Consider the following 13,253-nt stretch of genomic DNA (forward strand, 5'->3'; position numbering starts at 1 on the left):
AGTGATGCTGGTCAAGGAGCCTTCGAGACGCTGCGCGAGCCACAGCAGACCACCGGCGGCACCACCGGGCAGCTCGGCGCCTTCCTCGGAACGGAGTGCTGAACGCGATGGGCCGCATCCTGCTCGTAAGCCGCCTCGCCCTGCGTGACCTGCGGCGGCGCCGCACCGAGGCCGTTCTGCTGCTGCTGGCCGTGATGGCGGCCACCACGACCCTGACACTTGCGCTGGTCCTGCGCGACGCGGCCAGCGACCCGTACCAGAGCACGCGCGAAGCCACCAACGGACCCGACGTGGTCGCCAACAGCCGGTCCGCCGGGCTCGACCGCCTCGAGAACCTGGTGAGCAAGGCCGGCGTCACCGACCACAGCGGGCCGTACCCGGTCACCGCGGCGAAACTTCAGACCGGCGGCAAGACCTCGGACGTGCAGGCCGTGGGGCGCGACGCCGCGTCGGTCTCGGTCGACCAGCCCAAAGTGGTCCAGGGCCGCTGGGTCAGCGACGGCGGCGTGGTGGTCGAAGCCGCGTACGCCAACGCGGTCGGCGTGCGGGTCGGCGACACGGTCACCCTGGAAGGCAGGGCGTTCGAGGTCGTCGGCGTCGCGGTCACCGCCGCCACGGCGCCCTATCCGGGGTCGTCCTGCATCGTCGCCTCCGGGTGCGTGAACGGAGCGGTCAGCGACGACGGCAAGGTGCCGGCGGGGTTGCTGCACAACCCCGGGCTGGTCTGGCTCACTCAGGCCGACGTCCGCGACCTCGCATCGGATCCGGCCTCCCTGGCCTACGTGCTGAACCTGAAACTCGCCGATCCGGCCAAGGCCCAGGCGTTCGTCGACACCGGGCAGGGCGACCGCGGCCACCCCCTGCCCATGCAGACCTGGCAGAACATCCAGAGCGACGCCACCGAGCTGGCCCGGGACTCCCAGATCCTGCTGCTGCTCGGCGCCTGGCTGCTCGCCCTGCTCGCCGTGGCGAGCCTGTCGGTGCTGGTCGGCGGCCGGATGGCCGACCAGACCAGACGCGTCGGGCTCCTGAAAGCCGTCGGCGGCACCCCGGCCCTGGTCGCCGCGGTGCTGCTCGCCGAATACCTCGGCGTGGCCGTCATCGCGGCCGCGGCCGGATTGACGATCGGCTCGCTGACCGCTCCGCTGCTCGCCGGGTCGAGCGCCGGGCTGGTCGGCGGCGCGGGCACACCGTCGCCGACCGCGTCCACCGTCGGTCTGGTGCTCGGCGCGGCCCTGCTCGTCGCGGTCGTCACGACCGCCGTCCCGGCCGTGCGGGCGGCCCGCTCCAGCACCGTCCAGGCGCTGGCGGACGCGCCGCGCCCGCCCCGCCGCCTGGGATGGCTGATCGCGCTGTCGGCACGGCTGCCCGTGCCGCTGCTGCTCGCCCTGCGGGTCACCGGCCGCCGGCCGCGGCGTGTCGCGCTGGCGGCCGCCAGCATCGCGATCACCGTCAGCGGCATCTACGTCCTGCTGATCCTCAACGCCTTCCTCGCGACCCAGCCGGGCGAGGGCGGATACGACCGAGCCCAAGTCGGGACGTTGCGCCACGTGCTGCTCGCCTGGTCGATCATCCTGCTCTGCCTCGCGGCGATCAACGCCGTCGTCATCACCTGGGCGACGGTGCTCGACAACCGGCATTCCTCGGCGCTGACGCGTGCGCTCGGCGCGACTCCCGTGGAGGTGACGACGGCACTGGCGGCCGCGCAGGTGCTGCCGGCGCTCACCGGCGCCGTCCTGGGCGTCTTCCCGGGCGGCTTCGCCCTGTTCCAGACCATTAATGTCATCACCGGTGGCGACAGCACCAAGGCCACGTCCCCCTCACCATGGCAGACGTTCGCCCTGGTGGCGGCCACAGTGGTCATGGTGGCAGCACTCACCGCCATTCCCGCCCACCTCGGCGGCCGTCGTTCGGTGACCGCCCATCTCCGAGCCGAACGCGCATGATTCCGGCCGCCAGGACCGGTCCCGGCGGGATTCCGGGATACTCCGCCTATGCGCAGCCATGCCTTGGCCTTGATCACCTGCCTGATGCTGGCGGGCTGTTCCGGGGGCGGGGCCTCCGCACCGTCGGCGGCTCCCGCCACGACCGCGTCGCCGGCGCCATCGCCCGCCACGTCGGCGCCGATGCCCGGGACGACCGCGATTCCGACCGAACCGATCCACCTGACCGATGAAATGACCCGGCCTGGTACGCGACTGCGGTTCGGCGAGAAGGCGATCGTGCCCGTCCGCGACTATTACCCCCAGCAGAAGACCTACGTCGAGGGTGTGCTGGGCATCGTGGTGCAGCGCATCCGGACGACCCCGGGTTCGAAGGTCCAAGGCAACTTCGACGAGGACAGCAGGGCGATACTGAAACGCCACACCGCGTACCACGCAAGGATCATCGTCACCAACGAGAGTGGCAATCCCTTCTCGCCGGGCACGCCGCGCTTTACCGGCGAGTTCGGCGAATGGGGGCCTGCCGTCACCGTGTCCGGCGAGATGCGGCTGCCGGGCTGCCGGGAAGGGTACCCACCCGATTTCGACGAGTTCGATCGCAAAGGCGCCGAGTGGAAGACCTGCCTGCTCGCCGTGTCATCGCGTTCCCGTCCCATGACGCAGGTGCGGTACGAAGGTCCGCCGTACGGCAAAGAGATCCAGTTCGAACAGGACCCGTCACCGGACTTCAACAAACACTACGACCTCGGTGCGATCACCTGGTCCTAGGTGAGCTTCCAGTATTTTGTTGATCTGGCGGCATCGCCGCAATCAACGAATGGCTCGGGTCAACTTGGAAACAGGCTTGAGGGTGGCGGCGTGGGATTCGAGGATCGGCTGGAAGCGTACCGGGTCGAGTTGACCGCCTACTGCTACCGGATGCTCGGCTGCGCCGCCGAGGCCGAGGACGCCGTTCAGGAAACGTTCGTGCGGGCCTGGAAGAACGCCGACCGGTTCGATGAGGGCAGGGCTCGCCTGCGCACCTGGCTGTACCGGATCGCCACCAACGTCTGCCTCGACATGGCCCGCAGCGTCCAGCGGCGCGCGCTTGCGATGGACCTCGGCCCGGCCGCGTCCGCCGGGAGCGCCCTCGGAGCTCCGCTGGAGCCTGGCGCGTTCGTGCGGCCGGTCCCCGACCGGCTGGTGCTGCCCTCCGACGGCGACCCGGCCGAGCTCGCCGTCCAAGGCGAAACGATCAGGCTGGCGTTCGTCGCCGCCTTGCAGTCGCTGCCGCCGCGTCAACGGGCCGTCCTCATCCTGCGCGAGGTGCTGAGCTGGTCGGCGGAGGAGACGGCCGCACTGCTCAGCAGCAGCCCGGCAGCGGTCAACAGCGCCCTGCAACGCGCGCGGGCGACTCTGTCCGGCCGGCGCCCGGCGGCCGGGAGCGGTGAGATCGATCAGGACCTGCTCGACCGGTACGTCAAGGCGTTCACCTCCTACGACGTCGAGGGTCTGGTGGCGCTGCTCCATCGGGACGCCACCATGTCGATGCCGCCGTTCGCCTGGTGGCTCAGCGGCCGGGAGGCGATCCGCACGGCCCTGCTCGGCGCGGGCGGAGTCTGTGCCGACGACCGGCTGGTCCGCACGGCGGCCAACGGCTCGGCCGCCTTCGCGCAGTACCGGGACGGACGCGCGTTCGGCCTGGTCGTCCTCGATGCCCGGGACGGGCTGATCGCCGCCATGGCCACCTATCTCGACCCTTCGCTGTTCCCGATGTTCGAACTGCCGATGACTCCTGAGCCGCCGTCCCGTATGTAGTGCATGACCGACATCGTTGACATGTGGCATGACGAGCGCGGCGCGGGCGCCCCGGTGGTGCTGCTGCACGGCGGGCTGACCGACGGCCGCTGCTTCACCGGCAACCTCGACGGCCTCGCCGACACCTTCCGCGTCCACCTGCCCGACCGGCGCGGCCACGGCCGCACGCCCGACGCCCCCGGCCCGATCACCATCGACGTCATGGCGCGCGACACGATTGCGTTCCTGGACCGGGTGGTCGGCGGCCCGGCCCGGCTGGTCGGCTACAGCGCCGGCGGCAGCGTGGCGCTTCGCACCGCCATGCTCCGCCCTGACCTGGTCGAACGCCTCGTCCTGATCAGCACGGCCTACGATCTGGACGGAATGATCTTCAAACCGTCCGCCGAGGGGCCGATGCCCGCCGAGATCGTCGCCGCCTACGCCGAGGTCTCCCCGGACGGCCGCGACCACTTCCCGGCCGTCCTCCGCAAGATCGTGGACGCGGCCGCGACCGAGCCGGCCCCGGACCCGTCCGACCTGCGCGCGGTGACGGCCCGCACCCTGGTCCTGGCCGGCGATGACGACCTGGTCACGCTCGACCACACGGTGGCGCTCTACCGGGCGCTGCCCACCTCCGAACTGGCCGTCCTGCCGAACGCCAGCCACCTGCTGCTGATGGAGCACCCCGAAACGGTGCGTGCCATGGTCCGGACGTTCCTGACCACCGATCCCGCCCCGACCTACATGCCCATCTCCCGAGCAGGCCACAGCTAGAGGGTGCTTCCTGCCTCAGGCTTCAAACCCCTCCCCACGGCACTGGCCTGGCCGGCGCTCCGCTCACCGCTCCCGCCCAGGTGCCGCGGGCTGGGTGATGATCAGAGGTTGGAGGGTGCGGGCGGCGATCCGCATACCGTGCAGGGTCCGGTCGAGGGTGCCGCCCCAGACGGGATCTTCGTGTTCGACGGCGATGTCGCCGGTGTATCCGGCGGCGTAGAGGGTGTCGATGATCTGGTTCCAGTCCAGGTGTCCGCAGCCAGGGACGCGGTAGCGCCACCAGCCGACGTCGGTGGGGCACGTGCGGGTGGCGGTCTTGCCGAAGACGCCGTAGCGGGTGCGGGCGCGCTGGTCGATCTGGATGTCCTTCGCCTGGACGTGGCCGACGATGCCCGTGTCCAGGGCGTGGCGGAGGGCGTCGAGGGGGTCGATGCCGAGCCAGGGCAGGTGGGAAGGGTCGTAGGTGAGGCCGAAGCCCAGGGTGGCCATCCAGTCCCACAGTTCGGGCGAATAGGCCAGGTTGGCGGGGTAGCCGTCGGGATGCCAGCCTTCCATCGGGCAGTTCTCGGCCAGCAGCCGCACGCCCCGGTCGGCCGCGTACCGGGCCAGTGGGGGCAGGTGTCGTTCGGCCTGCTTGAGGTTGTCGGCGACCGGAAGGGTGATGTCGCGGCCGATGAAGGTGGTGACCTTGCCGACGCCCAGGCTCGCGGCGGTGTCGATGCAGGCACGCAGGTGCCGGTGGATGCGGTCGCGTTCGGCCGGGTCGTGGTGGAGGTTGTTGGCGCAGTAGGTCACCGCGCTGATGCTCAGGCCGTGGGAGTCCATGAGCTCGTTCACGCGGGCGGCGTCCACGGCGGTGAAGCCGGCCACGCCCAGGTGGGCGGCCTGGTGGACGTGCCGGCTGTCGACCGGCCAGGCCGCCACTTCCAATGCCCGGTATCCGGCCTGTGGAGCCCAGGCGGCGATCTGATCCAGCGGCATCTGGCCGAGCGCGGCCGTCAGCAGTCCCAGCTTCATGGTGGTCACCTCACCGTTGGTCGTCGCTGTTCGGGGGCGGACCGGGTCACAGGCTGGGGATCGGGGGCAGCGGATCCCGCGAGCGGTTCGCGCCCCGGACGTCCTGGAGCCAAGTGAGCCATCGGTCCGTGTCGCGGCTCGCGGGGTGCCGGCCGCCATGCCGTCGGGTCTGGACGTCCAGGATCTCCTCGAGACCACCGAACGCCTCGGAGACGGCGCGGTCGTCGCGGGGTTCCGTCTGCACGCGGGCGATGTGCCGGTACTTCGCGGTTTCCAGGGAGTCGGGGTGCCGGTCCCCCTGGACGCGGGCACGGACGTCCAGCAGGGGATCCAGCAGGACGAACGCCCGTTCTCCCTGCCCGTCCAGGACCAGGCCCTTGCCCCGCGAGTGCCCGGCGTCGAGGGTGTCGGGATGGTAGGTGTCCAGGGCGAGGGTCCGGCTGGAGATGACGCGGGTGTAGGTGCGCACCGACTCCTCCGTCCGGCCCAGGCGTCCCAGCAGCCAGGCCTGCCGGCACAGCGCATGCAACAGCAGCTGCTTGCGGTCCGGTAACGCGCCCAGGCGCGACGTCAGCGCGGCGAACCCCGCCTCGGCTTCGACGAACTGGCCCTGGCTCATCAGTGCCCAGTGCAGCAGCAGCTCCGTCCGCGGGTCGGCGGCACCGAAGTGGTTCTGTTCGTCCAGGCTCAGCGCTCGCAGCAGCTTCTCGGCCCGCTGGTGCTCGCCGAGTTCGGACCAGGCCTCGGCCAGTGCACGCCGGATCCGAAACGTTTCGGTGGACGGACTGCGCAGGAACCGCAGATGCGGTGCGGCTGCCCGAGCCAGATCGCGGGCGGCGCGCTCGTCGCGGTCCGCGACCAGCGTCTCCGCGAGCACGGCGACCTTCCCCACAACGATCTTCGACTCCTCGGTGTCGAACCTCCCGGCCCGGCAGCCGAGCAGCAACTTGCGCAGCTCGGTGGTCCTGGCGCCGATCTCCCGGCGCTCCTCGTGGCCCATCGTCCGCAGATCACCGCCATGGGCTGACAGGTGACCCGCCAGCGAGGCCACCTGTTCCACGACGGAGGCCGTGTCCGGCCTCCGCACTCGTGCGGCCAGCGGCCCACGGAGGCGATGGCGCGCCAGCCGCATGCGGTTGCGCGCCAGCCGCGGCTCGATGTCCAACGACTCGGCGATCTCGTCATAGGACACGTGGTACATCCGCCCTATCAGCACCTGGCGAAGGTGCGGCGGCAACTGCTGGAGGACGGCCGCCACGTCGAGGGCCTCGACGACGAGTTCACCATGGCCGAGGCCGGGCGCGGCCACGTCCGGGAGCCGGTCGACCGGCGTCTCCGGCCGGCGGTGACGGGGATCCCGGACCCGGTTCGACGCCACCACCCGCAACCAGGCCCGCGGGTTCCGGATCTGGGCACCCGGATCCTCTCTGTTCGCCTTCTCACACGCTCGCAGCAGGGCATGCGCGACGGCGTCCTCCGCCTCGGCCCGGGAAACGCGACCCGACTGCACGTACCGCACCAGGGACTCGCAGGCTTCCGAGAACTCGGAGAGGATTTCCGGGCCCTCCACCGACGGCGGGACCTCCCGCTGCGCGCGGTCCTGAAGCCGCCGGTCCACCCCTCCGGCCACCGCACCGATCACCGCCGCCAGCAACGGTTCCCAGTCCATGCCCGACCTCCTCACATCCCCGCACGCCCGCCACATGGTGCGGTGCACGACGTCCTGCCCTTAACCGACAGAACCCGCAGACGAAGATCACTTACCATCAAGCCACATCTTGTGATCCAAGTCACTCGCCCCTTCAAGCCCCGCTTCGGCGAGCCCTGGCGCCCATCCCGCCGATCCGTCCAGAACAACCCCTTGGCGACATAGCGTCTGCCGACGAAGGAGCGGCCACTTACCGATATCGCGAACGCGCGGATCGGAGCCCGCCGCGGCACTCTTCCTGCGGTCGGCGCTAAGGAGGGGGCCCGGACCCAGCCAGCCCGCCGCGGCACGGCTCATGCGAGAACTACGCGGAGACGCCGAAGCGCCAACCTGACCTTGCCCGGCAAGGCCCGGGGAGTGAGCGCGATACGCCCTGTGCCGAACCTGAATGATCTCGACGGCGAAGCACCGCCGACTGTGGTCGAAGGCGTCGCTGCCGGTCAGAGTGACCTTGTTGCGCCTCCGGGGGGACCCCACACACAGGGGAAACTACGGCGCTACCCGCGGATGGCATCCTGTCCATCACGGGCTCATTCACCGTCGCGCGCTACCAGTGATACTACGGCAACACGCGGCTTTGAAGCGTGAGGTCAGGTGTGTCTCGAAGGGGCTGCTTGCCCTCCATGGGTGGTGATGCCTGCGCTCTTAGAAGGTATGGAGCGGCGGGTTGAGCGGTGATCCACGTACGCTCTGTGCATGGTTTACGTCATAGCGCTTAGCGCCGAGGAACTGGACGGCATCGATACGGACTTACGGATCAAGCAGTCCCTCACGAAGACGGTCGCCGTCGCGTCCCTTCCTCGCGATCAGTCACCCCATATCACTTTGCTCGTCACGCGAAGTTCGGCCGAGACCGACCCGTGCCCGCTGCTCTGGCTGGGAGTCGTGCGACGGCCCCGCGGGGAGAAGGTTGCGGCGGTCGATTCTCGGATCACCGTCGAACTGGTGCGGGAGTGTCCCGTCCAGGTCACTATGCGCTCGTTCATCGACAAGGTGCCGCATCGCGCACGGCGTGCAGTAACGCGTGCTCTATCGGGCGAGGTCGCCGTGCTCGGGGAGGAGGATTCGGAAGACTTGCTGACGGCTCTTGCGCAGCAGCACGTCCTGCTGCGCAGGACACTCGACTTCCTTGGAGAGGCGGCCGAGCCCGACCCGTTCGACCCTCGACGAGTTGAGGATCGCTCTTGGCAGGAGCAGTACGACATGACCCGACTGGGGCTGTCCATCGGCAACATCCCTCCGTCACGGCTCGCGGCCTGGCGGCGTCCGAGCGACCCCAACGCCCCTCATTTGGCGGGGCTGATCAGGGAACCCTTCGAACAGGGGCTGATCGAGAACGACGCGCGTCACATCGAGTTCGGTGACGATGTGTTCACTGAAGCGGGATGGCCTTCCGGAAGCCGCGCCACCGGGGCGTCCTTCCGCTGCGACATCCAGGTCTTCGAATACCTCGGGAGCCGGATCGAGGTAGCGAACATCAACGCAACACCGGTGGAAACCCGGCTCGGCGCAGATCTGATCTACTACCACGAGGCCACCCAGAGCTTCATACTCGTGCAGGCCAAACGGCTTCCTTCTGCCGCAGGCGCTCGGTGGATCTATGTGGATGACCAAATGCGTGGGCAACTCGACCGTCTCGAGCAGGCCGCTGAGTTGGGTAGAACCCCGCAGGCGCCTCACGAGTGGCGGCTGGGTTCGGACCCTTGTTTCGTCAAACTGGCCTACTGGCCACTGAACGAGACAATCGACCCAGGCCCGGCGCCAGGCATGTATCTGCCGGTGCCGTACGTAAAACTTCTGCTGGAGGACTATGCGACACATGGCCCGGCCGGGGGCACACGCCTCGGATACGGCTACGTCGACCGGTACTTGGGAAACACGGAGTTCACCGCGCTTGTGAAGAACGGGCTTGTCGGCACAGTGGGCACCACGATTGACGAACTGAGGACGCTCGGCATGGAGCGAGCGGATGAAGGAATGTCCGTGTCCGTCGTCGTGGATCGGGCCACAGCCCCGCCACGAGAGACAGTCAGGGAGCGGCACAAACGCAATCACGCCCGTGGGTACGACAAGAGCCTCGCCACCAGGATGCGACGCAGGCAGTCCCGGGATCCCGGGACCGGACAGGAACCACTGTTCGGATCCTGAGGAGATCAGTCACGGCCAGCCGCCGGTGCGTCGGCTCCCCGGCGGTCGGTCAGCCGCGTGGAAATATTCTCCGAATAGCCACTATAGGTAGAGTCGAAAATGATGTTCACCATTATCGTCGACTCCGTCCTGCTTTATGCTGCGCGGCTCTCTTTGCTGTTGCGTCAGAGGAAAAGGATGCTCGAAAGTTTCGGCCATCCTGTCCGGTCCGACGGCCTGTCTGTCGTTGGTTAATTCGATCCGATGTTTTCGGCCGACCGGTTACTGAAATCGGGTATCGTCGTGGCTGGCCGGTAGGGTGACCAGAAGGAGTTCGGTATGGCACAGAAGGTGCAAATCATTCTGACGGACGATGTCGATGGCGGCGAGGCTGCCGAGACAGTGTCGTTCGCTATCGATGGAGCGGCGTACGAAATCGACCTCAGCGAGGCCAACGCTGCAAAGCTTCGCGCGTCCCTGCACCCGTTCATGGGCGGCGGACGGCGTCTCAAGGCGGTCAGAGGCGGGAAGACAACCGGCCGCACTGGCACTGCTCCCGGTGCGGGGCGGTCAGGTGACATCCGGGCCTGGGCCAGGGAGCAGGGCATCGCGGTCAACGACCGCGGGCGTATCCCGGCCAACGTGATCGAGCAGTATCGGGCCGCTCATTAAGCAGCCCGCTGCCACTCGTACACAGGGTTCTACACAGGGTTTCTGTGACCGCGGTCAGGCGGTACGGCGCAAAGCCGCACAGAGACACTTCCCGCTCAGCTGGCGGAAGCGGTCACGCAAGCCTCGGCAGCCGGGCCGGTGAAGTGGAGCAAACGGACGGTCGGTGCGGTTGTCGGCTCGGCGGTAGGCGACCCGCGCTGAGAGCGCCGTTCGAGTTCGGCCCGCGAGGCGCGTTCTCCCGCCCGCTTCCAGGATCCTGGCGCAGGTGGCGGTTGTTGTCGGGCGGCGAACGCTGACGGGGTGGGGCGGTTTGACGGCGCCCGCCTGCTCGTTTGGCTACCGGCTCGGACCCGGCGACAATGCGGCGGATGTTTCGGGTTTGCAAGATCACCTGCTGAGTAGTTGTGGAGGGCGGCGTTACAGGCGGCTTGGCGGGTGCTGTCATGTGGGAACCGACGGTGGCACTCGGTGCCAACCCACTTCGGCGTCCGGCGCTTGGGCTCGGGCCGAGACGAATGAGTGCGTCGGCGGGTGTGATGGACGGCGTGGCTGGATGTCCTGTGTGTTCTTCTCGCTCTGGGCTGGTCCGGTGTCCAGTGGTGCCGGGAAGCCGTCTCCTCGGTTCGTGGCGGCTTACCCGCTGGGATGGTGGCGGGCCGGTGAGGGCTGCTCGTGCGGGAGGGCCGGTGCTGCTGCTCGGGAGTCTTTCGATTCGGTGTGCTCGAAGGGCTGGACGTCGCTGGTTCCGGTGCAGGTGTCTGAGGTGCCTGCGCATGGCCGGCGGCTCTGGTGGGCCGCGCGTTTGCGGTCGACCACCTGCCGAGTTCGAACGCTGTCACGGCGCCCGTGGCGGTGATCGCGCCAGCGATGGCCGCAGCCATCCACTTTCGGTTGCGGGCGGGGGACCGGCGGTGGCTGCTGCGGGGCTTGATGCGCCACGGCTCGTCGAGGTCGGGCGGGATGCGCCCGCGGGACGCTGGCGGCAGATCGTTCAGCATCCTGCATGGGTACCGAAGCCCCTCGGCCGGCTGCGACAGGACGAGCTCTGCTGGGTGTTTTGTTGACTCGATCGGTACCCGCTCCTTGGGTGGTGACAGGACTCCTGGTCCGGGTGGCGGATACGGGTCGACGTGGCGCCCTTACGAATTCAGGCGCCTTGATCAAGCGATGTGCTGGCGTGTCCGGGAGGTGCACCACAGGTGCTGTCTGCATGCTGGCGTTCCGGCGCTTGACAGTCCCAACGAAGACGAGCGTTCATAGCGTGGTCACCCACGGAGCGCTGTCCAAGACGCCCCTGGTGATCGGGGGATGCGGAATGCCGCGCCACATCACGCCACGTACGGCGCGGCTGGAGCTGCGGCGCAGCTACCGAAGGAGCCGTCGCGCGGAGATCCATGCAAGATCAACCTGAAGGAGCTGCTGCTGAACGACCCAGACAGCATCAGCGGTCGAGTTCGAGCTGGCCCCGCGCGGGGGTGCCGTTGGTCCCGAACCCAGGCCGTCTGCCCGTCGCTTGTGATGGCCCTCGCTGAGGCTGCGAAGTACCTGGGACCCACAGGTCACAGCCCGGGCTGGCCTTGCCTTCGGACCCTTGACCGTGGAGCGCTCGGTCAAGGGTAGGCCGGTTCACACCGGGAGGCTTCCTGCACCCGGACCCGCGACGTGGGTTAATGGACGGGGCCTGAGCGGGGGAGAGACGTCCTGAGTGACGCACGATACTGTGCGTAGCTGCTGGCGCTGTCGTCGGGCAGGATGGATGATCATCTGAAGGCCCTGTGGTGATACAGACTCGAACGACATACCTGGAGATCAAGTGCAGCCCGTCAAGATGGTGGACCTGTTCGCCGGCCCCGGTGGACTTGATGTGGCGGCAAAGAAGCTCAATATCCCCACAGTGGGCATCGAATGGGATGCCTCTGCTTGTGAGACGCGCCGCGCCGCCGGGCTGTACACGGTGGAAGGCGACGTGCGGATCTACAAGCCCTCCGACTACCCGGACGCCGACGTCCTGGCAGGAGGCCCCCCTTGTCAGACGTTCACCGTGGCAGGTACCGGGGCCGGCCGTAGAGCTCTCGACGAAGTCTTGGGCTTCGTCAACCGCATGGTCGATCGCGAGGACCGGGAACAGATCGAGAAGGATCTCGCCAACCTTAGCGATGAGCGGACCGGCCTGGTTCTGGAGCCCTTGCGTTGGGCTCTCGAGGCGATCGATGACGAACGAACAGAACCCTACAAGGCCATCGTGCTCGAGCAGGTGCCAGCGGTTCTACCTGTCTGGGAGGCCTATGCGAAGGCCCTGGAGAGGGAGGGCTACGGCGTCGACTTTGGTCTGTTGCGGACAGAAGAATACGGTGTTCCGCAGACCCGTAAACGCGCCGTGCTCATCGCTCGCCTGGGCGCCAAGTCGGTCGACCTTCCCTCCCCTACCCATCGGCCCTACCGGAAGGGGGTTTCGAGGCAGGAAGGCGATCCCAACCTGGAACCGTGGGTGACGATGGAGGACGCGCTTGAGCGTCGCCCCCCGTTCTCAGTGATCTCGAACTATGGCTCTGGGGGTAACCCCAAGCTCCGGGGACGTCGCGCCCATAATGAGCCTTCAGCAACCGTCACCGGAAAGATTTTTCGCAACCGAGTCGTCTCCGCGTCGGGTCACGACCTGGACCGCTTCAATCCTTCGGAAGCCGGTCGCCTCCAGACCTTCCCACACGACTACCCTTGGACAGGGAGGGATCTGGGCCAGCAGATCGGTAACGCCGTTCCGCCTCGTCTAGCGATGCACGTTCTCGTTGCGGCCTTCGGATGGAAGGATGCAGCCACCAAGGACATGTTGAAGAAGCTTGAGACCTGGGGAATTGTAGCGGAGCCGTGCGCGCTAGGTGAGGACTCTCAGTCTCCTTTGCCGCTTTGATCGCCGATCAATTTAAGGCCTGTGAAATCAATCCGAGCCTGTCGCCCTCTGAGTGCTGACGCACTCATGAGCGCTATCTCGCGGTCTGTCTCTGACAGGGCTCGCGGCGCGCAGAGTCGACCATGCAGCGTTCATTGAGGCCCCCGTGTCGGAGTACGGGCTAGGGCCCCGGGCATTCGACTTCATGCCGCCGCCCGGCGCGGAAGGTCCAGCAACTTGCTATGCCCCGCTCGCAGGCATCGCAATGCCCCGTCATGCTGGTAATTTCCAGCCGCGATGATCGCCAGCCGCAGCGTAGGCATGTGGTTCATCAGCGTCCTGCGCTGGT

9 protein-coding genes are annotated in these 13,253 nt (G+C 68.0%); 7 read left to right on the plus strand and 2 right to left on the minus strand.

The window, feature by feature from the left end; all coding sequences use genetic code 11:
* The first annotated feature begins 107 nt into the window (after window positions 1-107).
* From ABD296_RS19550 to ABD296_RS19565, 4 genes are all read left to right on the plus strand, one after another.
* The gene (locus ABD296_RS19550; protein WP_344268715.1) at window positions 108-1,946 is read left to right on the plus strand and encodes an FtsX-like permease family protein; all 1,839 of its coding nucleotides are present in this window, start codon (window positions 108-110) and stop codon (window positions 1,944-1,946) included.
* A 48-nt stretch (window positions 1,947-1,994) separates the two neighbouring features.
* Window positions 1,995-2,711 carry a hypothetical protein gene (locus tag ABD296_RS19555; protein WP_344268718.1) on the plus strand — a complete coding sequence of 239 codons (717 nt, stop codon included), beginning with the start codon at window positions 1,995-1,997 and terminating at the stop codon, window positions 2,709-2,711.
* Between the two features lie 90 nt (window positions 2,712-2,801).
* Window positions 2,802-3,740 carry a sigma-70 family RNA polymerase sigma factor gene (locus tag ABD296_RS19560; protein ID WP_344268722.1) on the plus strand — a complete coding sequence of 313 codons (939 nt, stop codon included), beginning with the start codon at window positions 2,802-2,804 and terminating at the stop codon, window positions 3,738-3,740.
* A gap of 3 nt (window positions 3,741-3,743) precedes the next feature.
* Window positions 3,744-4,493 (plus strand): alpha/beta fold hydrolase, encoded by a 750-nt coding sequence (locus tag ABD296_RS19565; protein WP_344268724.1) that lies wholly within the window; start codon window positions 3,744-3,746, stop codon window positions 4,491-4,493.
* 63 nt (window positions 4,494-4,556) lie between these two features.
* Here ABD296_RS19565 and ABD296_RS19570 read toward each other — a convergent pair whose 3' ends face one another.
* Window positions 4,557-5,510: a sugar phosphate isomerase/epimerase family protein gene (locus tag ABD296_RS19570; RefSeq protein WP_344268726.1), complete on the minus strand. Its 954-nt coding sequence runs from the start codon at window positions 5,508-5,510 to the stop codon at window positions 4,557-4,559.
* 46 nt (window positions 5,511-5,556) lie between these two features.
* Entirely contained in the window at window positions 5,557-7,179 is a 1,623-nt protein-coding gene (locus ABD296_RS19575; protein ID WP_344268729.1) for a sigma factor-like helix-turn-helix DNA-binding protein, read from the minus strand.
* Between the two features lie 735 nt (window positions 7,180-7,914).
* Between ABD296_RS19575 and ABD296_RS19580 the strand changes: the two genes are divergently transcribed.
* The 3 genes from ABD296_RS19580 (at window position 7,915) to ABD296_RS19590 (ending at window position 12,925) form a co-directional block, all read left to right on the plus strand.
* Complete coding sequence (locus ABD296_RS19580; protein WP_344268732.1) at window positions 7,915-9,366, plus strand: hypothetical protein; 1,452 nt, start codon at window positions 7,915-7,917, stop codon at window positions 9,364-9,366.
* 318 nt (window positions 9,367-9,684) lie between these two features.
* Entirely contained in the window at window positions 9,685-10,017 is a 333-nt protein-coding gene (locus tag ABD296_RS19585) for a histone-like nucleoid-structuring protein Lsr2 (protein WP_344268735.1), read from the plus strand.
* A 1,813-nt stretch (window positions 10,018-11,830) separates the two neighbouring features.
* Complete coding sequence (locus ABD296_RS19590) at window positions 11,831-12,925, plus strand: DNA cytosine methyltransferase (protein WP_344268738.1); 1,095 nt, start codon at window positions 11,831-11,833, stop codon at window positions 12,923-12,925.
* Window positions 12,926-13,253: the final 328 nt, after the last annotated feature.

It is taken from the genome of Actinomadura napierensis, from assembly GCF_039529375.1.
GTDB lineage: Bacteria > Actinomycetota > Actinomycetes > Streptosporangiales > Streptosporangiaceae > Spirillospora > Spirillospora napierensis.